Source organism: Salegentibacter mishustinae (assembly GCF_002900095.1).
In the GTDB taxonomy this organism is placed as follows: domain Bacteria; phylum Bacteroidota; class Bacteroidia; order Flavobacteriales; family Flavobacteriaceae; genus Salegentibacter; species Salegentibacter mishustinae.
This window is the reverse complement of the sequence record NZ_LLKN01000001.1, coordinates 616,452-639,440: the sequence shown is the minus strand read 5'-3', so window position 1 is coordinate 639,440 and position 22,989 is coordinate 616,452. Positions and strand designations below refer to the sequence as shown.

The window sequence follows — 22,989 nt, the reverse complement described above, 5'->3', positions numbered from 1 at the left end:
AACTCAAAGACTTAAGGTGGTTATGGCAACGGGGCTCACCTCTTCCCATTCCGAACAGAGAAGTTAAGCCCGTTAGCGCAGATGGTACTGCTATTTGTGGGAGAGTATGTCACCGCCTTTCTTTTAAACCCTTCATCATTCATTTGGTGAAGGGTTTTTTTATGCCCGAAAAATAAATCTAAGTTAATTATAATTTAGCTAAAGGTTTGGCTGAAGGGACTACATTATCTACTGGTTCAAGACTTTTAAGATACATATACATAGCTCTTAAGTCTTCTTCCTCTATATTTTTAAAATTTTGCCATGGCATAGGTGGTAATAAAGAACGGCCATCTGCCTGTCCTTTGTATTTTCCTTCTACCATGGCTCTTTTAAATTGTTTAAAATTCCAGGAGCCTAGTCCTGTCTCGTGAGGTGTGAGATTCGATGAATAGGAAACTCCCCAAGGACCTATAAAGGCTGTTAAATCTGGATTCATTAAAATCCAGCCGTTTTTAAGTGTTTCTTTATTCAGCTCCGGTAAACTTTTGTTAGACTGGTAACCTGAGAAAGCCAATTCAGATATTAATTCTGGACCTTGTTCACCCATTTTTTTGGGAGAATGGCAATCGTGGCACCCAATAATTTCTACCAGGTACTTGCCACGATCTTCATATTCCTTTTTACTTAATTTCGATTCTTTCTTTGTATCTGAAATAACTTCTTTCTCTATATTATCTTCATCCTTCTTTTTACACGAGGTAAGGAAAATTATTAAAAGGATAATCAAGCTAGTGAGACGAACAGGTAAGACCTGTGAATTTAATGATTTCATGATGCTGATATTTATAACTATCTAAATTATAAAATCAGTAAGATGTATGATATAGGGAAAACCTTGCTTTATAAGTTTAAATCTCACGGTTTATACTTACAACCGGCAACTCGTAATTATTAATAATTTCTTCAGTAATACTGGGGCTAAAAATGGTGTCAAACCCAGTACGCTGGTGAGTGATGCTTGTAAATAGATCTGGGTATAATTTATTTAGGGCCATTCCTATTCCCCTGGCTTCATTATTGGCATTTAAACATCGCAGTTTTAATTCTTTAATTTCAGTTTTGGCTAGGAATTCAGCTGCCATATCATCTATTTGGTCAGTCTCTCTAAAATTATATGGTGTATTTATATAAACCAGTTCAACTTTAGTCCTTAACTTTTCTAAAATTCCGTAGACTTTTTTAAACGCTTTTTGAGATTCTTCTTTTAGATCGGTTGCAATTAGGATGCTCTTTAATTGATTGAAATCGAATTTATGTTTTATCGCTACTACCGGCACCTTTGAGTGACGAATAAGTTTTTGCGTATTTGAACCCATTATTTTTTCAAATCCCTTTGCGCCGTGAGTTCCCATAATAACTAATTCATAATTTTCGGGCTTAACATAATTTACAAGTTCATCCATTCCTGTGTTGTAAATTATGCTATGCTCTGCATCAACTCCTTTTTCAGTCGCTTTTTGCTCCCATATTTTTAATTGATCTTTTGCAGAGTTTATTCGTTCTTTAGTTTCAGGGTATTTCTTTTCGTCCTGAATATTTAATTTAGACCATTCTACCGGTGTTTGTACACTATGTAAAAAACGTATGGGAAATTGTAGCGATTTAGCCATTTGAATCGCAAATTCCGAAGCATTATTGGCAGATTCAGAGAAATCGGTTGGTACGAGTATATATTTCATGACGCTTATTTTCTATAAAGTTAAACTCCATTCATATATTTTAAAATGATAAATATCAGGTTTAATCCCGGAGGAATTCCGCAGAAAGATTAATTCTATTATTTTTGAACCACTTATGAAATTAGATAATTTAGAACAGGGTTTTTTTGGAATTGGAATACAAAACGGGAAAACTCCGGAAAATTTAGGCGTGCTTTGGCGTTCAGCGCAAAATATGAGCGCAAGTTTTATTTATACTATTGGAAATCGCTATGCTAAACAGGCTTGTGATACTCATAAAGCTGTAGGAGCAATGCCTTATTTTCATTACGAAACTTTTGAAGATTTTTATGAGCATTTACCAAAAGGTGCCATGCTTGTAGGTGTTGAGCTTACTGAAAATGCTGAGGCTTTAGAAACCTTTACCCATCCAAGACGTTGTGTTTATTTACTGGGAGCAGAAGATCACGGACTTTCAAAAGAGGCGATTGAAAAATCTCATTTTCTGGTTAAATTTCAATCAACTTTAAGCTTAAACGTTTCTGTTGCCGGAAGTATTATTATGTATGATCGCAGCAGTAAATCAAAATTTTCTACCTGATTCCCATTTCTATGGATTTATAAGCTCCGTTTTATCAGGAATTTTTAATCAGTTTGGTTAAATTAGCGCCAATTACAATAAAAACTTAAAAGAATGAGATACTTATCCAGAGCTATGCTTGGCCTGGCCGTTGCTGGTTTATTTTCTACCGGCGTTAAAGCACAGGAGGTTGTGGAAAACAACCAAAAAGATTTTAATGAATTTATGAATCGCAGTGGTAATATGTACCGTGCAGCTTCAGGAAAACCGGGCCCGGAATACTGGCAAAATGAAACCGATTACAAGATTGAAGCAACCTTGAATGATGAAGATCACACCATAAAAGGTCAAATAGAACTAACTTATACCAATAATAGTCCCCAGGAATTAGAATTCATCTGGATGCATTTGGAACAAAATCGTTTTACCGAAGATTCCCGTGGAACTTTAACCACTCCAATTCAGGGAAATCGTTATAACGGTGATATAGATGGCGGGTATACTATTTCTAACCTGGAAGCAAAAGTAAAAAGAAGTTCTTCTTCAGATTATCTAATAACAGATACAAGAATGCAGGTTTTCTTCGAAGACCCAATACCTGCTAATGGGGGAGAAGCAACTGTTTCTATGAATTTTGAGTATAAAATTCCTGTAGATGGGATGGACCGTATGGGAAGGCTTGATGTAGAGGACGGGACTATTTATGCTTTAGCGCAATGGTTTCCAAGAGCAGCGGTTTTTGATGATGTAGAAGGCTGGAATATTGAGCCCTACCTTGGTGCGGGTGAATTCTATTTAGATTATGGCGACTACGATTTTAAAATTACGGCTCCCGCTAGCCATATTGTCGTATCCTCAGGAGAATTGCAGAACCCAAGACAGGTGTTATCTTCTACGGTGAGAGAAAGAATGGATAGAGCTTCTAAAAGTGACTCTACCGTTTATCTAATCAAGCCTGAAGAAGTAAACGATATGTCTTTGCGTGCAAAACAGGAAGGAACCCTTACCTGGCATTTTAAGATGGAGAACACTCGTGATGTAGCTTTTGGTTCTTCAAAAGCATTTATATGGGATGCCGCAAAAATAGATTTACCTGGCGGAAAGAAAGCTATGGCACAATCTGCTTATCCTAAAGAAAGTGATGGCCAGGGCGCCTGGAGCCGTTCTACTGAATATTCCAAAGCTTCTGTAGAACATTATTCCGAAAAATGGTTTGCTTATCCTTACCCGGTTGCCGTAAATGTGGCTGCAGATATAGGCGGAATGGAATATCCAGGTTTAAATTTTTGTAGTTGGAAAAGCGAAGGAGCTTCACTTTGGGGCGTTACAGATCACGAATTTGGCCACAACTGGTTCCCAATGATTGTTGGAACTAACGAAAGAAGATATGCCTGGATGGATGAAGGTTTCAATACTTTTATCAACTATTACAGTACTTTAGATTTTAATGACGGTGAATATCCTGCGAGGTTAAATAAAACAAGGAATATGACGGGTTGGTTCACCAGTGAGCAGCGCGAGGGAATTGATACTTATCCAGATGTTTCTAACCTAAGAAACCTTGGAATGATCGCTTACTACAAGCCTGCTATTGGCTTATTATTGCTTAGAGAGTATATCTTAGGAGAAGAACGTTTTGATAATGCTTTTAAATCTTATATTGAAACCTGGGCTTACAAGCACCCGCAACCTGCAGATTTCTTTAACCATATGGAAAATGTTTCTGGAGAAAATCTATCCTGGTTTTTTAGCAAATGGTTCTATGGTACCAGTAATATTGACTTAGGTATAGATGGCGTAAGACAATATGAAGGGAATTATATAATTTCAGTTTCCAATGCCGGAGATATTCCTATGCCGGTTAAAATGGAAATTACTTACGAAGATGGTTCTTCTGAAGAAGTTACACTTCCGGTAGAGATTTGGCAGCGTGGTGATTCCTGGAATTACCAGCATCGAACAGATAAATCTATTGAAAGCGTAGAATTAGATCCTAATAAGATCTTACCAGATGTGAATTCAGGTAACGATGCCTGGCCTAACTCTTTCTACGAAGATTAAATAAATAATGCTAAAATTGAAAAAGCCGTTTGAATTTGATCTCAAACGGCTTTTTTTATTCTTATTCTTTTCCTTTAAAAAGTGATTTTTCTTTAATCATTTTCGTGGTGCTTTCAGGAAGCATAGATTCCCAGCCACTTTTTCCCTCTTTAATCAATTCATGAACCTGCCTGGAATGAATTTCCAAAGTTTCTGGATCATAATCTTTAATGTCTACTACCCGGCCATTATCTTTAAAATACTGGTAAAGCTCCTGCATGCGAGGATGTACTTTTAAATTCTCGCTGGTAATAATTTCGCCAGTTTCTTCATCTTTTAAAGGATATAAATAGATCTTCAGGCTTTTAAAGAACAATTTCCCAAAAGCTTCTAAAATTCCACCACTTAGATGGCGATAATATCTTTCATCAAAAATATCCTTTAGAGTGCTTACACCCATAGTAAGACCCATTCTTTCATTAGTGTGCTGTCCAAAATATTCTACAACCTTATAATATTCCTGAAAGTTAGAGATCATTACCGTTTGTCCAAGAGAGCCTAGCAAATCTGCTCTATCTAGAAAGTCCCGTTCATCTATTTCTCCTTCGCCTTTAAGGTTAGACAGAGTGATTTCAAAAATAACTACCGTTTTATCTTTATCTACCTTTTTTTCATTTAGAAAAAGCTTTAGCGACTTTTCGTACATCGCCATATTTACTTTGGTAACAGGTCTAAAACTTCCGCGAAGCGTTAAGATGTTTCTTTTATAAAGAATGCTGGCAGGCAATACATTATTGCCATCTGGCGAAAACATAATGGCTTCGGTAATTCCGTTTTTCACCAATTCTAAACTCATTACACGATTATCTACATTTTTAAAGGCAGGTCCTGTGAAATTTATAGCATCAATTTCAATCTTATCGGTAGTAAGATGATCAAATAAATGTTTAAGTAAGTTTTTAGGATTATCGTGGTAATAAAATGCGCCATAAATAAGGTTAACACCCATAGTTCCTAAACTAATTTGCTGGTGTGCCGCATTATTCTCGTGAAATTGAACGTGTAAAACAATTTCGTTATAGTCTGCTCCCGGCTCATTTTGAAATCTAATTCCCAACCAGCCGTGACCTTTGTATTTTTTTGCCCAGTCTATAGTTGCCACGGTATTCGCGTAACTAAAAAATAGTTTATTTGGATGTTTTAGTCGGGAAATTCGCTCTTCTATAAGTCCCGTTTCGTAACGCATCATACTGGTTAAGCGCTGCTCGGTAACATAGCGCCCATCGTCTTCAATGCCATAAATAGCGTCGCTAAAATCCTTATCGTAAGCGCTTAAAGTTTTAGCAACCGTTCCCGAAGCATTCCCAGCTCTAAAAAAATGACGCACGGTTTCCTGCCCGGCGCCAATTTCAGCAAAGGTTCCGTAAATATTCTCGTTAAGGTTAAGGCGCATGGCCTTATTTTGTACGGAAGTTATTTCTTCAAACTCCTTTTCTCCTTCAGCAATTATAGACATCGTGTGAATTTTTGGTTGAAGTATAAAGTTAAGAAACTTAAGTTTTATCTACAGCAAGTTTGTAGGTTGGATCTTCAAGAATATTTACTTCAATAATTGCATCAGCATTACTCAATAATCTTCTGCAATCTTCACTTAAATATCTTAAATGAAGTTTTTTACCTTCTTTGTGATACCTTTCGGTAAGCTTATTTAAGGCTTCAATTCCAGACATATCTACCACGCGACTTTCAGAGAAATCTATGATTACTTCTTCAGGATCGTTTAAAACATCGAATTTATCATTAAAAGCCTGTACAGATCCGAAGAAAAGTGGCCCATAAATCTCGTAATGCTTTATACCTTCTTCATCTATGCGTTTTCTGGCACGAATACGTTTAGCATTGTCCCAGGCAAATACTAATGCTGAAATGATTACCCCTATAAGTACAGCCAATGCAAGGTTATGTAGTAGAATAGTTACCAGCGTAACAAGAACCATAACCAAAACATCGGATTTTGGCATCCTGCGAAAGGTTCTGAAACTAGTCCACTCGAAAGTACCAACCGCTACCATGATCATAACACCGGTTAATGCAGCCATTGGTAATAATTCGATTACCGGTGCTCCAACGAGAATTATTGCTAAAATGGTAAACGCGGCTATAATCCCAGAAAGCCGTGCGCGAGATCCAGAAGATAAATTTACCAGTGTTTGTGCTAACATTGGGCAGCCACCCATTCCGTAAAAGAAGCCGTTGGCAATGTTTGCGGTTCCTTGGGCTACACACTCTTTATTACTGCGACCACGTGTCCCGGTAATTTCATCAACGAGATTTAAGGTTAATAGACCTTCAGTTAAACCTACTGCAGCCATTATTAGTCCATATGGAAAAATTACCTGTAGCATTTCCCAGGTAAAGGGTACCTGTGGAATATGGAAAGGCGGCAAGCTACCACTAACGGAAGCAATATCTTTTACCTGTCTGGTTTCAATTCCGAAGAAATAAACAATAGCGAAAACAACCAATATGGCTACTAAAGATGGTGGTACTGTTTTGGTTATTTTGGGAAGAATAAGAATAATACCAATAGTTAACGCTACCAGTACCGTCATGATTAACAAGGCATCTCCGCTTAACCATTGTACCTGGCCATTAATTATCTCTTTAAATTGTTCTAATTGGGCAGTGAAAATGATTACTGCCAAACCATTTACAAATCCGAACATTACAGGTTGCGGTACTAGCCGTATAAATTTACCCAGTTTAAAGACCCCAACTGCAATTTGAATAATTCCAGCCATGGCCACGGCCGCAAAAACATATTCTAATCCATGAGAATTCATTAAAGCGATTAAAACCACTACGGTAGCACCGGCACCGCCAGAAACCATGCCTGGACGTCCCCCAAGTACGGCGGTAATAATCCCCATAATAAAGGCAGCATACAAACCTACTAGAGGAGGAAAACCTGCTAGAATAGCAAAAGATAATGATTCTGGAATCATTGTCATCGCTACGGTAAGTCCTGCAAGGACTTCGTTTTTATAATCAACTTTTTGTGAAAAATCAAACAGGTTGAAGATTTTTTGCATCAGAATATAATTTTAATAGATATTGGAACGCGGAATTTTTTCCGCAGAAAATAAATTTCGGAATATAATAGAGATGAAATCTTAACTACCTAGGGCGGAGTAAGTGGAGACCAATATATGTTTCTTCTTTGCTTCATAAGAGCCGGCAAAATTAGCCAATTATTTTTAATAGAAAAGTTTAGCGTAACTTAAGTGGTAATTTTTAATGCTTTGACAATATGAACGTGCCTGATTATCAAATTAATAATTAATTTTGCAGTAGAATTACAACAAATATAATTTCAGAAATAAATTCAAAGTAAAAGAAGATAACTGTTAGCTAATCCTCTTACCTTTGCATAAAATTTATTAGCATGGCACATAAAGCAGGATTTGTAAATATTATTGGAAACCCTAATGTTGGGAAATCTACTTTAATGAATGCTTTTGTAGGCGAAAAGTTGTCTATAATCACCTCTAAAGCGCAAACTACCCGCCACCGTATTCTTGGAATTGTAAATGGTGAAGATTTCCAGATGCTTCTTAGTGATACCCCGGGAATTATAAAACCGGCGTACGAGTTGCAGGAATCTATGATGGGTTTCGTTAAATCTGCTTTTGAGGATGCCGATGTGTTGGTATATATGGTGGAAATTGGTGAAAAGGAACTTAAAGATGAAGCCTTTTTCAACAAAATAATTGGAACCGACATCCCCGTTATTTTACTACTGAATAAAATTGATAAATCTAACCAGGAAGAATTGGAGAGTCAGGTGCAGATGTGGACTGAGAAAGTGCCTAATGCTGAAATTTTTCCGATTTCTGCTTTGGAAGGTTTTAATGTCGCCGAAGTTTTTAACCGAATTATAGAACTACTTCCAGAATCTCCCGCGTTTTATCCAAAAGATACGCTTACCGATAAACCTGAACGTTTCTTTGTAAATGAGATTATTCGCGAAAAGATCTTAATGCATTACAAAAAGGAAATTCCTTACGCCGTAGAAATTGATACCCAGGAATTTTTTGAAGAAGAGCAAATTATTAGAATGCGAAGCGTGATCATGGTAGAACGTGAGACTCAAAAAGGTATTATTATAGGACATAAAGGTGCGGCTTTGAAAAGGGTTGGGGTAGAAGCCAGGAAAGACCTTGAAAAATTCTTCGGAAAACAGGTTCATTTAGAACTTTATGTAAAAGTGAATAAAAACTGGAGAAGCGACCAGCGCCAATTGAAGCGTTTTGGATATAATGAATAATTTCTGAATTAAAATTTTAAAGTTTATTACAGGAAATTCAATTCAAAAATCTTCAATTTCCTGCCCTGGAAACTTCCGTTTTCTAAGTTTCGGGTAAACCCGAATTTTTACACTAATTTTGCAAACAATTAAATTCTCTGAATAAATTTAGGGATTAAAACCTCAATGAGGGATTAAAGAATAATATTATGGGCAATATTGTAGCCATTGTAGGAAGGCCAAACGTTGGGAAATCTACCTTTTTCAATAGATTAATTCAACGCCGTGAGGCGATTGTAGATTCGGTTAGTGGGGTTACCCGCGACCGTCATTATGGAAAATCTGATTGGAATGGTCGTAATTTCTCCCTTATAGATACGGGTGGTTATGTAGTTGGAAGCGACGATGTTTTTGAAGCCGAAATAGACAAGCAGGTAGAACTTGCCATAGATGAAGCCGATGCTATTATTTTTATGGTAGATGTTGAAAGTGGCGTGACTCCAATGGACGAGGATGTTGCACAACTGCTTAGAAAAATAGATAAGCCTGTGCTTTTAGCGGTAAATAAGGTAGATAATAATAAAAGGCTGGAGAATGCAGTAGAATTTTATTCTTTAGGTCTTGGCGAATACTTTCCTATTGCCAGTACAAATGGTAGTGGGACAGGAGATTTGCTAGATGCTCTAATTGAAGCCCTGCCGGTCAATGAAGCCGTAGAAGAAACAGAATTGCCAAGATTTGCCGTAGTAGGTCGTCCTAATGCGGGCAAATCTTCTTTTATAAATGCTTTAATAGGCGAAGAACGTTATATTGTAACAGACATTGCAGGAACTACCCGCGATGCTATGGATACCAAGTATAACAGATTCGGATTTGAATTTAACCTTGTAGACACTGCCGGGATTAGAAGAAAATCGAAGGTTAAAGAAGACCTCGAATTTTACTCGGTAATGCGTTCGGTGCGTGCCATAGAAAACTGTGATGTTTGCCTGTTGATCTTAGATGCTACTCGAGGATTTGATGGGCAGGTGCAGAATATTTTCTGGCTGGCGCAAAGAAACCGAAAAGGAATCGTGATCCTGGTTAATAAATGGGATTTGGTTGAAAATAAAGAGACCAATAGCATGCGCGATTATGAAGCAATGATAAGACGTGAAATTGAGCCTTTTACCGATGTGCCAATTGTTTTTATGTCTGTATTAACCAAGCAACGTATTTTTAAAGCTATTGAAACCGCAGTTACTGTTTTTGAAAATCGTAGTAAAAAAATTAAAACCCGGGAGCTTAACGATATAATGCTTCCAATAATAGAGCAGAATCCGCCGCCGGCCTATAAAGGGAAATATTTGAAAATCAAGTTTTGCACGCAATTACCTACACCACAGCCGCAATTTGCGTTTTTCTGTAATCTTCCGCAGTACGTTAGAGATCCATACAAACGATTTATAGAGAATAGGTTAAGAAAGGAATTTGACTTAACCGGAGTACCAATTTCAGTATATTTCAGGAAAAAATAAGTTTCTTGTTAAACTTTGTAACAAATCGAGAGTCTAACTACCAATATAGTTAGTAAGGCATTTCTTTGTCTTGATTTATTCAACGTTTAACACCTATACTCTAAATGAGAATTTTACTTAGTCTTGCCTTGCTTTTCCTGGCAGGAAATTTAACTGCCCAAAATTTTGAAATAAATGGTAAAGTAACGGGCCCGCAGGGGGAACCGCTTGAATCAGCCACGGTTTACCTGGAAAAACCTGCAGACAGTAGTTTGGTTACTTATACTATTTCAGATAATTCCGGGGCATTCCAACTTGCCGGTAATGGCGGCCTTGAAGTAGCTAATTTACTTATCTCCTATACCGGATTTAAAACCTATAGCCAGAAATTAGAAATTGATGAAAAACTCAATTTAGGTACGATAAAAATGCAGGTGGCCGATAATGCTTTAGATGAAATAACCATTACTTCTTCTCGAGCTCCGGTAACGATAAAAAAAGATACCCTTGAATTTAATGCGGCTTCTTTTAAAACGCGTAAAGATGCGAACCTGGAAGAATTACTAGAAGAACTTCCCGGGGTAGAAGTAGCTACCGACGGGAGCATAACGGTAAACGGTACCCCGGTTTCTCAAATTAAAGTAAACGGAAAAGAATTCTTTGGTGATGATCCTAAAATTGCTACTAAAAACCTCCCAAAGGAGTTAATTAATAAACTCCAGGTGGTAGATAGTAAAACCAAATCTGAAGAATTTACCGGAAAAGAAGGTGATGCTGAAAATAAGACGATCAATATCACCATAGATGAAGATAAAAACCGCGGATTTTTCTCGAGGCTTACTGCCGGCGGCGGAACCGATGATCGTTATGAATTGAGCGGAATTGGAAATTATTTTAAAAATGATTTCCGTGTTAGTCTTTTAGCGAGTTCAAACAACATTAATTCCTCCGGATTTTCATTTGATGAAGTCTACGATGCTATGGGCCGTAATGCCTATTCCATAACCAGGAGTCGTGGCGGGAACTTTAGTATAAACGGTAATAGTTTCGGCTCTGGAAATGGGATTACAAAATCTGATAATGCCGGCTTTAGTTTAGTAAACGAATGGCCGCAGGAAACCGAACTTTCTTCTAATTATTTTTATAGCCGGGCCGATAATATCACCGAAACCAAAACCCAAAGAGAAAATATTCTACCCAATAGAAGGTTCTTTAACAATTCAGAATCCAGTAGCAATAGACTTAATAACAATCACCGTTTTAGTTTAGGTTTTGAAATTCAGCCTGATACTTTAACCAGAATTTCGGTTAGACCAAATATTAATACCAACAGCGGTCGCTCTTCTAACCAGTCTTTTACAGAATCTGTTGAAGAAGATGGTACACCAATAAACACGGCTTTAACCGATAATTATTCTGAAGTACATAGCGTGAATTTTTCTAACCGATTAAATTTTACACGTAAATTCGGTGAAAATGGAGGCTATTACAGCCTTGGTTTTAATAATGAAAATAATACCCGTTCTCAGGATGATAATTTCTTTTCAGAAAGGGAGATCTATAACCAGGAAGGAGAACTGGTAAATACCGATGTTCAGGATCAGTTAATTTCCGAAGAAAATAAGGATAACAATTATGGTATTGATCTAGGTGCCCGTTTTCCTATTACTGAAAAATTAATGCTAGATGTAAGCTATAATTTTGATAAGGAGGACGGTCGAAATGAGCGACTGGTTTATGATGTAGACGAGGAAGGTGATTATACTTTGCTTGACGATGAATTAAGCAATGATTTTGTTTCTGAATCTTTTGAACATCGCCCAAGCTTAGGTCTTGTTTATAATGATGAAAAATTAAGAGCCAGTTTTTCTGGAGGTTTTCAAAGTCTCCGATTAAAAAACAGGGATCTTTTTACGGAAACCAGTATAGATAATACTTACGAAAATGTATTTGCCAATGCCTATTTTAGGTATAGTTTATCACAGGGGAAATCTATTTATTTTAATTATAATAATTCCTGGGATACACCTTCGCTTACGCAATTACAGCCGGTTACCAATACTATAAATCCGCTAAACATTATTACCGGTAATCCAGATCTTAGACCGGCTTTAAGACATAGGTTTTATATCAACTTTAATAATTTCGATTTTAAAACGCGTTCAGGCTTTTACGCTTATTTAGGTGGGAACTTCACTAATGACCAGGTGGTAACTCGTAGTACTGTAGATGAGGATTTGGTGAGAACTACTACTTACACGAATGTAGACGGCGCTTATAATTACTTTGGTGGTGGAAGTATGGATAAAACCTTTAAACTGGAAAACGAAAGTTCTATAAAAATTAGAGGTGGAATTTATGGTAATTTCAATAAAAATATAGGTTTCACTAACGAGCAACGCTATTTCTCCAAAAGTTTAAACTTAACCCCGAGTTTAAGTGTAGAATATAATTTTAGAGATCTGGTGACTTTAGAGCCTTTTTATAGCGTGGAATTTGTAGATGCTGAATACAGTTTTAATAACAGGGAAGAGAATTATAAGAATCAGAATATTTCTTTGGCGCTTACCTCCTTCTGGCCAGAGAAATTTGTGATAGGAAGTGATATCGCCTACCAGTCTATCGGGAATGCTTCGCCAGGATTTCAGAATTCTTTCTACTTATGGAACGCCAGTTTAGGCTATGAAATCCTTGGAGATAATGGAACGTTGAAAGTTAAAGTCTTCGACTTGCTGGATCAAAATATTGCAACCAGAAGGTTTACCGGAGACGATTTTATCCAGGATACACAAGAGCTTGTTTTAGAGCAATATTTTATGCTGAGTTTTACTTATAAAATCAGCAAGTTTGGCGGAAAAGATCCTAATAATAAGAGAGGGAGAAGGTAGAACATAGCTCTGAAAATAGAAAAGACTGTTTGAGAATTTCGTTTAAATCGTCATCCTGAACTTGTTTCAGGATCTAAGTTGTTGGTAATCTAAACAAGTTAGAAGCTGAAACAAGTTCAGCTTGACGGAACTAAAACATCCCAAACAGTCTTTATTTATATAGATTTTTCAGTTAAAAATACTACCCACAGCCTACTAAAACCTGCGCACTGAATTTACCAGCTTCCACCGGCACCGCCTCCTCCGAAGCCGCCGCCGCCGAAACCGCCCCCAAAGCCGCCTCCGCCGCCAAAGCCTCCACCAGAGCTGCCTCCGCCAAAAGTTCCACGTCCAAGAGAGCTTAAGATAATAGCGTCAAGAAAAGTATCTCCTGCGCTTCTTCGGCCACCATTACGGCCACCGCCACCACGTCGTTTAAAAAATGAAATAATAATGACCACAAAAATTATAAGCATAACAATTCCCTGGAGAGGAAAGCCTCTTTCTGAATTTCGGGATTGTGGTGTGCCTTCAAAAGTGCCTGATAATACCTGGAAAATAGCGGTAGTTCCGGCATCAAGGCCATTGTAATAGCTCCCGTTTCTAAATTCAGGGAGAATTACCTGTTCAATTATTTGACGGGTACGGGCATCAGTCATATACTCTTCAAGCCCATAACCATTAGTGATCCAAATCTTTTTATCTTCTTCAGCTACAATAACCAGTAAGCCATTATCTTCAGCACTTTGACCAATTCCCCATTCGTGGGCCCATTTAACTGCATAATCACTCTGATTTTCTCCTTGAAAGGAATTTATACTCGCGACTACAATTTGGGTTGAAGTGGTATCGGCATAGTTGATCAACTTCTGTTCTAACTGCTTTTCTTCCGAAGAAGTTAAAATATCGGCTTCATCATAAACACTGGTTTCCTCCGATGGTTTGGGTGGGACATCGCGCTGTGCATATATAAACCCCGAAAAAACGAGGAAAAACAGAAATAGTAATTTGAATCTTCTAGTGAATTGTGGCATTTATCCTTTTGAAATTTCGTTGGAGAGTTCGTCTCGTGTGTCTTCACTCCAGGGGAAGTGCTTTTTGAGCTGCTGGCCGGCGGTTAAAATACCGTTTACCAGGCCTTGTTTGAATTCTCCTTTTTTAAATTTTTCTACAATAGCATCTTTGGTGCTTTCCCAAAAATCATCTGGAACTACATCATTAATACCTTTATCACCATAGATCACAAAATTATGATCTTCTACAGCAACATAAATAAGCACTCCGTTATCATGCTTGGTGTTATCCATCTTTAGCATATGAAAAACCTCCATCGCGCGATCAAAAATATCTTTTTCGCCGGTAGTTTTTTCCAGGTGTACCCTCACCTCGCCAGAGGTGTGGCTTTCTGCTTTCCTAATGGCTTCAATGATCTCCTCTTCGTCTTTTTTGCTTAAAAAATCTTCAACTTTGCTCATCTCTCTTAAAAATCAAATTCAACATCAGGGGCGTTTTCCGCACCTTCTTCTGCTTCAAATGGCGCCTTTCTTTCAAATCCGAACATTCCGGCAAAAATATTATTAGGGAATTTTCTAATATAAGTATTGTACTGTCTCACCGCTTCATTATAGCGATTTCTAGCTACACTAATACGGTTTTCTGTTCCTTCTAATTGTGATTGTAATTGGAGAAAGTTTTGATTCGATTTTATATCGGGATATCTTTCAACAGAGACTAAAAGTCTTGATAATGCAGAAGATAGTCCGCCCTGAGCCTGCTGGAATTGCTGAATTTGCTCCTGATTTAAATTCCCGGCATCAACGTTAACCGAAGTAGCTTTAGCACGAGCTTCAATAACATCGGTAAGCGTTCCACGCTCAAAATCGGCTGAACCTTCTACTGTACTAACCAAATTAGGGATAAGATCACTTCTACGCTGATAGGCATTTTCAACATCGGCCCAATTCTTTAAAACGCTTTCTTCGTATTCTACTGCGGTGTTATTTACTCCTGCCGTAAGGCTGTAAACTATAATACCCAGAACTACAATAACTATTACAGGGATTAACCATTTTTTCATTTCTACAACTGATTTTTTAGATTGATTAGTTTTGCTTTCACTCCTTCCAACTTACGAATTATTTCGAAGTTGCTAAGGGTTTTGTGTTTTTCTTCTTTTAAATGTGTTTTTGCACCTTCAAGGGTGAATCCGCGTTCTTTAACCAGGTGATAAATAAGCTCTAAATTCTTAATATCTTCTGGAGTAAATTTGCGATTTCCCTTGGCGTTTTTCTTTGGCTGAATTACATCGAATTCCTTTTCCCAAAAACGAATTAAGGAAGTGTTTACCTTAAAGGCTTCAGCAACTTCGCCAATTCCGTAATATCTTTTATCTGGTAAATTGAGGTGCATTAATCCAGCGATTGGTTTTCTTGTTGTGCTTTTTCCAGAACCTTATCAAACTCTTCGGGAGAAAGATGGCCATAGTAAAAATTGATCGGGTTAATTCGGTTGTCATCCTTAAAGATCTCATAGTGTAAATGTGGGCCTTGAGATCTTCCCGTGCTGCCTACATAGCCTATAATATCACCACGCTGTACCCGCTGGCCAACTCGTACATTGTATTTATATAAATGGGCATAAAGGCTGGTATAACCATACCCGTGATCTATTCTTATATGATTTCCATACCCGGTAGATCTATTATCGGCCCTTTTAATGCGGCCATTTCCGGTAGCATAAACCGGTGTGCCACGAGGAGCGCTAAAGTCCATACCGTGATGAAATTTTCTTACTTTGGTAAACGGATCGGTTCTCCAACCGTAACCAGAGGCAATCCTGCTTAGATCTTCATTTTTAACAGGTTGTATCGCAGGAACGGCAGATAACAAACTCTCTTTCTCTTTCGCCAAATTGGCAATTTCATCAAGCGATTTAGATTGTACCACCAACTGCTTGGTAAGAATATCCATTCGTTTGCTGGTTTCAATAATCAGTTTAGAATTATCAAATCCTTCCAGGTCTTTATAGCGGTTTATACCACCAAATCCAGCAAGTCTTTGCTCCTCAGGAATAGGGTTAGCTTCAAAATAAACCCGGTAAATATTATTGTCTCTATCTTCAATATTTGCCAGTACATTTTGTATCTGGCTCATTTTTTTATTGAGTAAGCCATATTGTAACTCCATGTTTTGAAGTTCGCGTTTTAGCGCTTTTTCTTTAGGGGTTTCAATCTGTGGAATGTTCAAATAAATAACCAGTAAGATAAAACCGGCCAGGAAAGATCCTAAGATACTAAGCAATACAATCCCTGTACGGCGGCCTTTTCGGCGCTCGATTTTTCTATAGGATTGCGTCTCGCTATCGTAATGATATTTAACCTTCGACATGAGTCAAATTTATGCTATTTTTGCCAACAATACTAAGCAATTACCGTGCTAAGTTTAGTTTGGTAAACGAACAAATATAGGAAATTGTTTCAGCACCAACACAATTAATAATTTTAGATTAGATTAAGTAGATGAAATCTCAGGAAATAAGAAACCAGTTTTTAGAATTTTTTAAGTCCAAATCTCATAAAATCGTTCCTTCGGCGCCCATGGTGCTAAAAGACGATCCCACACTTATGTTCACCAATGCGGGGATGGTTCAATTTAAGGAGTATTTTTTAGGAAATAGTGAGCCTTCCAGCTCCCGTATTACTGATAGCCAAAAATGCCTTCGCGTAAGCGGAAAACATAACGATTTGGAAGAGGTGGGAATGGATACCTACCATCACACGATGTTCGAGATGTTAGGGAATTGGAGCTTTGGGGATTACTTTAAAGAAGAAGCCATAAACTGGGCCTGGGAATTGCTTACCGAGGTTTTTAAAATTGCTCCTGAAAATCTTTATGTTTCTGTTTTTGAAGGAAGCAAAGAAGATAAATTAGGATTGGATACCGAAGCCCTGGAACTTTGGAAAAAAATTGTTCCTGAAGATCGCATCGTTTACGGTGATAAAAAAGATAATTTCTGGGAAATGGGAGACCAGGGACCTTGCGGACCTTGTTCTGAAATTCATATTGATATTCGTTCTGAAGCTGAAAAAGCTAAAAAACCCGGAAAAGAACTGGTAAATGCAGATCACCCGCAGGTAGTAGAGATCTGGAACCTGGTTTTTATGCAGTATAACCGTAAAGCCGATGGTTCTTTAGTTGAACTTCCGGCAAAACATATCGATACCGGGATGGGTTTTGAACGTCTTTGTATGGTGTTACAGGGAAAACAATCTAATTACGATACCGATGTTTTTACGCCGCTAATTGCTGAACTGGAAAAAATCACCAATTCTCCTTACGGAAAATCTGAAAAAACCGATATCGCGATTCGGGTAATTGCAGATCACGTAAGAGCGGTAACTTTTTCTATAGCCGATGGGCAATTGCCTTCAAACACCGGTGCTGGTTATGTGATTAGAAGAATTTTAAGACGTGCCATTCGCTACGGATTTACGTTTTTAGATACCAAAGAGCCTTTTATTTATAAGTTGGTAGCAGTGCTAAGCAAACAAATGGGTGAAGCATTTCCTGAACTTAAGTCTCAAAAAACTTTATGTGAAAATGTGATTAGGGAAGAAGAACAATCTTTCTTAAGAACTTTGGATCAGGGCTTGATTTTGCTGGAAAATATAATTTCAGAAACCAAAGGAAAAACTGTTTCAGGGAAAAAGGCTTTTGAGCTTTACGATACTTTTGGTTTTCCTATAGATTTAACTGCACTAATTTTACGCGAACGCGGATTCGATCTTGATCAAAAAGAATTTGAAGCTCAACTTAAGGAGCAAAAAGACAGGTCTCGTGCGGCAACTCAGGTTACTGCCGGCGACTGGGAAGAAATAAACCCGGTAAGTGCCGAAGCATTTGTGGGTTACGATCATTTAGAAGCTGAAACTCAAATTGCCCGATACCGAAAAGTAGAAAGTAAAAAAGGCGCTTTATATCAAATTGTGCTTGCTCAAACTCCGTTTTACCCTGAAGGTGGTGGACAGGTTGGAGATAAAGGTTTTCTTGTAGATAGTGAAAACAACAAAATAGAAATTACCGATACAAAAAAGGAAAATAACTTAATTGTTCATTTTGCTAAATCGCTGCCTAAGAATCCAAAAGATAGATTTAAGGCGGTTGTAAACTCAAAAAAACGTGCGGCTACTGCGGCTAACCATACCGCCACGCACTTATTGCACCAGGCGCTTCGGGAAGTTTTGGGAACTCACGTAGAACAAAAAGGTTCTCTGGTTAAAGGTGATTACTTGCGTTTTGATTTTTCTCATTTCAGCAAAGTAAATAAAGAGGAATTAGAGCAGGTTGAAAAACTGGTAAATCAGCGTATTAACGAGCATTTGCCTTTAGAAGAGCAACGAAGTATTCCGTTTAAGGAAGCTGTGAACCAGGGCGCTTTAGCGCTTTTTGGTGAAAAATATGGAGATGCTGTTCGTGCTATTCGTTTTGGAGAATCTATGGAGCTTTGCGGGGGAATCCACGTTAAGAATACTTCAGAAATATGGCATTTTAAAATCACTTCTGAAGCTGCTGTTGCTTCTGGAATCAGAAGAATTGAAGCAATTACCGGGGAAGCTGTAAAAGAATATTTTGCTAACCAGGATGAGGTTTTGGAGCAAATAAAGGCCGAATTGAAGAATGCAAAAGATCCGGTAAAAGCGGTGAATACCTTGCAGGACGAAAATGCAACTTTAAAAAAGCAGGTGGAAGCTTTGCTAAAGGATAAAGCCAAAAACCTGAAAACCGAATTAAAGGCTGAAATTTCTGAAATAAACGGAGTGAATTTCCTGGCTAAGAAAGTAGATCTTGATGCCGGTGGAATAAAAGACCTTGCTTTTCAATTAGGGGATGAATTTGAAAACTTATTTTTATTATTCGGAACCGAACAAAATGGAAAAGCACTTTTAAGCTGCTATATTTCTAAAGAACTCGCAAAAGAAAAAGACCTGCACGCAGGGAAAATCGTAAAAGACCTGGGTAAATATATTCAGGGCGGTGGCGGTGGCCAGCCGTTTTTCGCAACTGCCGGCGGTAAAAAACCGGAAGGGATTACCGAGGCTCTGCAAGAAGCACAGGCTTATCTAAAGTAAAGCACGAGGCTGGCTGAAAAGTCTATTTTTATTACTCTGAACTAGTTTCAGCTTCTAACATATTTTTGGATTTCCAATGCGTTAGATATTGAAATAAATTCAAGGTGACGTTTTAAAATCTTTTTAGACAGCTTTTATATAATGCTATGGAATTCAGGACCAAAATACCTATAAAAGAGACTGAACCCAAGATAGATTATGAATCTAAGATCTTTCTTATTGGTTCCTGTTTTGTAGAAAATATAGGTGAAAAACTTGATTTCTATAAGCTGCAAACTTTACAGAATCCCTTCGGAATTCTTTTCCATCCTTTAGCCATTGCAACGTTTTTTCGAAAACTTAAGGAAGAAAAGATGTATGCCGAGAAGGATGTTTTTCAGCACCAAGAGCGCTGGCATTGTTTTGATGCACATTCTGCATTGAGTAATCCCGATGCTGAGGGTTTACTCAAAAACCTGAATTCAGCATTACAAAAGGCTCGTGAGTTTCTTCAGCAAAGCTCACATTTGGTGATCACATTAGGTACAGCCTGGAGTTATTATCATTTGGAAAGTGAACAGAGCGTAGCGAACTGTCATAAAGTTCCTCAGAAATCTTTCAGGAAAGAATTACAATCTACAGAAGAAATTGAGCGAGCTTTAAATGAGATTGTAGAGGTTGTACACCAAATAAACTCTGATGCTGTAGTTATTTTTACCGTTTCTCCGGTTCGGCATATCAAGGACGGGTTTGTTGAAAATCAGCGTAGTAAAGCGCATTTAATTACCGCAATTCATAATGTATTGGAGAATAGAAAATCAATTTCCTCTTTGGGAGTTAGGGGGCTTTATTTCCCATCTTATGAATTGATGATGGACGAGCTTCGTGATTATCGGTTTTATGGTGAAGATATGTTACATCCTTCCCAAACAGCCATAAATTATATTTGGAAAAGATTTAAAGAAGCCTGGTTTTCAGAAGCCTCTCTTTTGGTTTTAAATGAAGTAGAAAATATTCAAAAAGGATTAGCGCATCGCCCGTTTAATCCCGATTCTGAAGCGCATTTGCGATTTTTAGAAAAGCTGAAATCTCAAATTTCAGCACTCAAAAAGCAATATCCGCATTTGGAATTCTAGATTAAATTTGAGTAAAAAATCTTTAATATAATTTTTCTCTTGACTTTATATATAAATATTTTGTATTTTTATTTTAGAATTCGAGATATAAGTCGTTGAAAACGAAAGGCTGAAAAGCCCAAAGGTTTTGACAAATGTCTTAATTCGTTTTCTAAAATTTGTTGGGGTAGATTTTAGAAATTTTAAAAGCTTATGGACGGGTGGGGCCGTCCATAAGTATTTTATAACGCCAGTGTTTTCTTCAAAAAACCTCAAAACTCACAATCTTTGTACCTTTAGAAAAAATTGAAGAATGAGAAATTTCCTTATTGGAGCCTTTTTGGTATTACTGGTTGTTTTTGGAGTGCGTTACTGTGAAAATAGAAACCAGGAACAGGATAAATTAGAAGAAAGTACCGCTTTACTACAACAACAAATAAAAAATGTAGGTAAGCTTGTGGTTACCGAAGGCACTTTTTCCCAGGTTTATTCTTATAAAAATTCAAAGAAGTTTTATCTCGATATATTTTTGGCAAGAAAGAAAGCGCTTATCATTGTAAATGCTACGGCAACGGTGGCTTACGACTTAAGTAAATTGGAAACCGAAATTGATGAAGAAAATAAAATTGTACGCATTATCTCTATTCCAAAAGAGGAAATAACGATAAATCCCGAGATAAAATATTACGATGTTACCCAGGATTATTTAAACCAGTTTGATGCTGAAGATCATAATAAAATTAAAGGCCGCATAGAGAAATCTATTAGAGAAAAGGTAGAAGCCTCTTCGCTCAAGTCTAATGCTGAAAATAGACTAATTAGCGAATTGCAAAAGATCTATATTCTTACCAATTCCATGGGCTGGACGCTACAATACAACAACCAGAATTTTAATGATTCCGAAGAATTTGAAAAAATAAAACTCTAGTTTTCTTTTTCGCAATTTTAAATTTCATTCCTATATTAACTAACCAATTGGCCGTTTATAAGGCTTATTCCGCCATCAATTAAATGTGAGATATCAGGTCTTCGAAATTTTACATCTTCTAAATTGCTGAGAGCTTCTTTAGCGAGTTTTTCATCTTTTCCTACTGCTAGCTCATATATTTCTACGGAAAGCAACCAGTCTTGCGGGTGATGTTTTTTTACAAGTTCTAGAGCAGCGTCTAATGAAAATTTGGCATTTTTTCCTTCTCTTATATTTCTAACTGAAGCATAAAGAGACGCAAGTTCTTCCCGTTCTGGCGTACTTTTACTTTTTATTGTAGTAGTTGAAGTTTTGTGGGTAATTAGATCGAAAGAAAGATTATCTGCCGGGCCGGCAAATGCTGAAATAACTTCTTTACCTATTGCCATATCATATTTGCCCCATTCAGGTTTGAATAAAATTTCTTCCCCATAACTAACCGTGCAATCTTTTAGGCTAATAATTATTATTTTCCCCTGGAGATTCCTGGTGCCGGTAATGATCTCACCTTTTACTTTTATTCCACCTTCAAATTCAAATTCAATCTTTTCACCTTCATAGATATCGTAAGCCCTAAGATCACGCGGACTCATATCTTCAATCGCTAAATTGATTCCTTTTAAAGAGCCAATTGGCGAGCCAAATCCCTCAGGATGATTTTTCACACCGTGACCTACCAGTTCTTTTTCCCGATGGGAAAGGGCAGTTTTACCTGAAGTTTGAATATAAATTGGTTTACCATCGTGTTCAATAACTTTTGAAAAGTCTCCTGAGATCTGTAAACCGGTACTTAATTCTATAGTCCCAAGATTTTTAGAATCTATCAATTTCTGAATTCCTTCTAACCCGCCTTTTCTTAAAGCCATTTTATTAGCAAATTCTTCTAAAACTGAACTTAAATGGGCAAAATCTGGGGTTACATAAAGCTGAGGCTGGGGTTTGGTAATATCAAATTCCTGTTTGCAAGCTTCAATAGAATATGGAATCTTCTTCACTTTGTCTGTCATACACCAGGCGCTTTCTCCAATTGAAGAAAGTAAACCGGCGCCGTATATTTTGGGATCTTCCAGGCTTCCTATCAACCCATACTCAACGGTCCACCAGTGTAAATTTCTAATTTGGGCCATTTCACTGGGTTTCCCCATATTATTTTGCAGGTAATCTACTTTCTTTTCAGCTTCTTCAATTTCTTGCTGAGGTGTATCTTCAGCTTCTTTAATAATAGAAAGGTGCCTTATGGCTTCGTACATCTCATAATCTTTAGCGCTGGAAATCGCTTTACAGCCAATTTCGCCAAAGCGTCTAAGATATTCTGCATATTCTGGATTAGCGATAATAGGTGCGTGGCCGGCACCTTCGTGAATAATATCTGGGGCAGGAGTGTATTCTATATGCTCGAGCTGGCGAATATCACTGGCAATAACTAATACATTAAAAGCCTGGAATTCCATAAAAGCCGCCGGTGGTATAAAGCCGTCTACAGCTACAGCAGCCCATCCAATTTCTTTTAAAATTCGGTTCATCCCATACATATTGGGAATGTGATCTATAGAAATGCCGGTTTGCTTTAAACCATCAAGGTAAGACTCGTGCGCAACTTTGCTTAGATAATCTACATTTTTACGCATTACATAGCGCCAAACCGCGTGGTTTACCGGGGAATAATCGTCGTAATTCTGTGGTTTTATATATTGCTGAAGATGGGCCGGCAAGCGGTCTAAAATCGCATTAGATTCAACTTTATCGAGCATAATTGTGATTAACTAAAATTCAATATAAAGATAAGAAATTAAGCTGAAATTCATAAAATGA

The 22,989-nt window shown here is 37.5% G+C and carries 18 protein-coding genes and 1 rRNA gene; 9 read left to right on the top strand and 10 right to left on the bottom strand.

Features of this window, described 5'->3' with window-relative positions; translation table 11 throughout:
- The first annotated feature begins 12 nt into the window (after nt 1–12).
- Nucleotides 13–121: ribosomal RNA gene (rrf, locus tag APB85_RS02880) — 5S ribosomal RNA — on the top strand.
- A gap of 66 nt (nt 122–187) precedes the next feature.
- Here the strand turns inward: rrf and APB85_RS02875 are convergent.
- Nucleotides 188–814, bottom strand: coding sequence for a hypothetical protein (locus APB85_RS02875; protein ID WP_057480639.1), 627 nt, complete (start codon nt 812–814; stop codon nt 188–190).
- A gap of 76 nt (nt 815–890) precedes the next feature.
- The gene (locus APB85_RS02870) at nt 891–1,721 is read right to left on the bottom strand and encodes a universal stress protein (protein WP_057480638.1); all 831 of its coding nucleotides are present in this window, start codon (nt 1,719–1,721) and stop codon (nt 891–893) included.
- Nucleotides 1,722–1,836: 115 nt separating this feature from the next.
- Between APB85_RS02870 and APB85_RS02865 the strand changes: the two genes are divergently transcribed.
- Nucleotides 1,837–2,301 carry an RNA methyltransferase gene (locus APB85_RS02865; RefSeq protein WP_057480637.1) on the top strand — a complete coding sequence of 155 codons (465 nt, stop codon included), beginning with the start codon at nt 1,837–1,839 and terminating at the stop codon, nt 2,299–2,301.
- Nucleotides 2,302–2,394: 93 nt separating this feature from the next.
- Complete coding sequence (locus APB85_RS02860; RefSeq protein WP_057480636.1) at nt 2,395–4,341, top strand: M1 family aminopeptidase; 1,947 nt, start codon at nt 2,395–2,397, stop codon at nt 4,339–4,341.
- A gap of 61 nt (nt 4,342–4,402) precedes the next feature.
- Here APB85_RS02860 and APB85_RS02855 read toward each other — a convergent pair whose 3' ends face one another.
- Together APB85_RS02855 and APB85_RS02850 are read right to left on the bottom strand one after the other, a co-directional pair.
- Nucleotides 4,403–5,836, bottom strand: coding sequence for a hypothetical protein (locus tag APB85_RS02855; RefSeq protein WP_057480635.1), 1,434 nt, complete (start codon nt 5,834–5,836; stop codon nt 4,403–4,405).
- Between the two features lie 37 nt (nt 5,837–5,873).
- Nucleotides 5,874–7,412 carry a SulP family inorganic anion transporter gene (locus APB85_RS02850; protein WP_057480634.1) on the bottom strand — a complete coding sequence of 513 codons (1,539 nt, stop codon included), beginning with the start codon at nt 7,410–7,412 and terminating at the stop codon, nt 5,874–5,876.
- Nucleotides 7,413–7,765: 353 nt separating this feature from the next.
- On the opposite strand from APB85_RS02850, the gene era reads away from it, so the two are divergent.
- The 3 genes from era to APB85_RS02835 all read left to right on the top strand — a co-directional run bounded on the left by era (nt 7,766) and on the right by APB85_RS02835 (nt 13,010).
- Complete coding sequence (gene era / locus APB85_RS02845; protein ID WP_057480633.1) at nt 7,766–8,647, top strand: GTPase Era; 882 nt, start codon at nt 7,766–7,768, stop codon at nt 8,645–8,647.
- Nucleotides 8,648–8,835: 188 nt separating this feature from the next.
- Entirely contained in the window at nt 8,836–10,143 is a 1,308-nt protein-coding gene (der, locus tag APB85_RS02840) for a ribosome biogenesis GTPase Der (RefSeq protein ID WP_057480632.1), read from the top strand.
- 104 nt (nt 10,144–10,247) lie between these two features.
- Entirely contained in the window at nt 10,248–13,010 is a 2,763-nt protein-coding gene (locus APB85_RS02835) for a TonB-dependent receptor (protein WP_057480631.1), read from the top strand.
- Nucleotides 13,011–13,225: 215 nt separating this feature from the next.
- Here APB85_RS02835 and APB85_RS02830 read toward each other — a convergent pair whose 3' ends face one another.
- Genes APB85_RS02830 through APB85_RS02810 form a run of 5 tightly spaced genes read right to left on the bottom strand, consistent with a single transcriptional unit; the run spans nt 13,226 to nt 16,375 of the window.
- The gene (locus APB85_RS02830; RefSeq protein ID WP_057480630.1) at nt 13,226–14,023 is read right to left on the bottom strand and encodes a TPM domain-containing protein; all 798 of its coding nucleotides are present in this window, start codon (nt 14,021–14,023) and stop codon (nt 13,226–13,228) included.
- Nucleotides 14,024–14,464 carry a TPM domain-containing protein gene (locus APB85_RS02825; protein WP_057480629.1) on the bottom strand — a complete coding sequence of 147 codons (441 nt, stop codon included), beginning with the start codon at nt 14,462–14,464 and terminating at the stop codon, nt 14,024–14,026. It lies immediately after the preceding gene.
- 5 nt (nt 14,465–14,469) lie between these two features.
- Nucleotides 14,470–15,066 (bottom strand): LemA family protein, encoded by a 597-nt coding sequence (locus tag APB85_RS02820; RefSeq protein WP_057480628.1) that lies wholly within the window; start codon nt 15,064–15,066, stop codon nt 14,470–14,472.
- 2 nt (nt 15,067–15,068) lie between these two features.
- Complete coding sequence (locus tag APB85_RS02815; protein ID WP_057480627.1) at nt 15,069–15,398, bottom strand: MerR family transcriptional regulator; 330 nt, start codon at nt 15,396–15,398, stop codon at nt 15,069–15,071.
- Complete coding sequence (locus APB85_RS02810; protein WP_057480626.1) at nt 15,398–16,375, bottom strand: M23 family metallopeptidase; 978 nt, start codon at nt 16,373–16,375, stop codon at nt 15,398–15,400. Before APB85_RS02810 ends, APB85_RS02815 begins: the two co-directional genes overlap by 1 nt.
- A 131-nt stretch (nt 16,376–16,506) precedes the next feature.
- On the opposite strand from APB85_RS02810, the gene alaS reads away from it, so the two are divergent.
- From alaS to APB85_RS02795, 3 genes are all read left to right on the top strand, one after another.
- Nucleotides 16,507–19,116, top strand: coding sequence for an alanine--tRNA ligase (gene alaS, locus APB85_RS02805; protein ID WP_057480625.1), 2,610 nt, complete (start codon nt 16,507–16,509; stop codon nt 19,114–19,116).
- 146 nt (nt 19,117–19,262) lie between these two features.
- Entirely contained in the window at nt 19,263–20,231 is a 969-nt protein-coding gene (locus APB85_RS02800) for a GSCFA domain-containing protein (protein WP_057480624.1), read from the top strand.
- 292 nt (nt 20,232–20,523) lie between these two features.
- Nucleotides 20,524–21,138 (top strand): DUF4230 domain-containing protein, encoded by a 615-nt coding sequence (locus APB85_RS02795; protein WP_057480623.1) that lies wholly within the window; start codon nt 20,524–20,526, stop codon nt 21,136–21,138.
- Nucleotides 21,139–21,173: 35 nt separating this feature from the next.
- Here the strand turns inward: APB85_RS02795 and APB85_RS02790 are convergent, their stop codons facing one another.
- The gene (locus APB85_RS02790) at nt 21,174–22,928 is read right to left on the bottom strand and encodes an aromatic amino acid hydroxylase (RefSeq protein WP_057480622.1); all 1,755 of its coding nucleotides are present in this window, start codon (nt 22,926–22,928) and stop codon (nt 21,174–21,176) included.
- Nucleotides 22,929–22,989 lie beyond the last annotated feature (61 nt).

Coding starts and splice junctions, on each gene's coding strand:
- APB85_RS02860 (WP_057480636.1), top strand. CDS start 2,395: ATGAGATACTTATCCAGAGCTATGCTTGGCCTGGCCGTTGCTGGTTTA.
- APB85_RS02830 (WP_057480630.1), bottom strand. CDS start 14,023: ATGCCACAATTCACTAGAAGATTCAAATTACTATTTCTGTTTTTCCTC.
- APB85_RS02790 (WP_057480622.1), bottom strand. CDS start 22,928: ATGCTCGATAAAGTTGAATCTAATGCGATTTTAGACCGCTTGCCGGCC.
- APB85_RS02795 (WP_057480623.1), top strand. CDS start 20,524: ATGAGAAATTTCCTTATTGGAGCCTTTTTGGTATTACTGGTTGTTTTT.
- era (WP_057480633.1), top strand. CDS start 7,766: ATGGCACATAAAGCAGGATTTGTAAATATTATTGGAAACCCTAATGTT.
- der (WP_057480632.1), top strand. CDS start 8,836: ATGGGCAATATTGTAGCCATTGTAGGAAGGCCAAACGTTGGGAAATCT.
- APB85_RS02875 (WP_057480639.1), bottom strand. CDS start 814: ATGAAATCATTAAATTCACAGGTCTTACCTGTTCGTCTCACTAGCTTG.
- APB85_RS02800 (WP_057480624.1), top strand. CDS start 19,263: ATGGAATTCAGGACCAAAATACCTATAAAAGAGACTGAACCCAAGATA.
- APB85_RS02815 (WP_057480627.1), bottom strand. CDS start 15,398: ATGCACCTCAATTTACCAGATAAAAGATATTACGGAATTGGCGAAGTT.
- APB85_RS02855 (WP_057480635.1), bottom strand. CDS start 5,836: ATGTCTATAATTGCTGAAGGAGAAAAGGAGTTTGAAGAAATAACTTCC.
- APB85_RS02825 (WP_057480629.1), bottom strand. CDS start 14,464: ATGAGCAAAGTTGAAGATTTTTTAAGCAAAAAAGACGAAGAGGAGATC.
- APB85_RS02835 (WP_057480631.1), top strand. CDS start 10,248: ATGAGAATTTTACTTAGTCTTGCCTTGCTTTTCCTGGCAGGAAATTTA.
- APB85_RS02820 (WP_057480628.1), bottom strand. CDS start 15,066: ATGAAAAAATGGTTAATCCCTGTAATAGTTATTGTAGTTCTGGGTATT.
- APB85_RS02850 (WP_057480634.1), bottom strand. CDS start 7,412: ATGCAAAAAATCTTCAACCTGTTTGATTTTTCACAAAAAGTTGATTAT.
- APB85_RS02810 (WP_057480626.1), bottom strand. CDS start 16,375: ATGTCGAAGGTTAAATATCATTACGATAGCGAGACGCAATCCTATAGA.
- APB85_RS02870 (WP_057480638.1), bottom strand. CDS start 1,721: ATGAAATATATACTCGTACCAACCGATTTCTCTGAATCTGCCAATAAT.
- alaS (WP_057480625.1), top strand. CDS start 16,507: ATGAAATCTCAGGAAATAAGAAACCAGTTTTTAGAATTTTTTAAGTCC.
- APB85_RS02865 (WP_057480637.1), top strand. CDS start 1,837: ATGAAATTAGATAATTTAGAACAGGGTTTTTTTGGAATTGGAATACAA.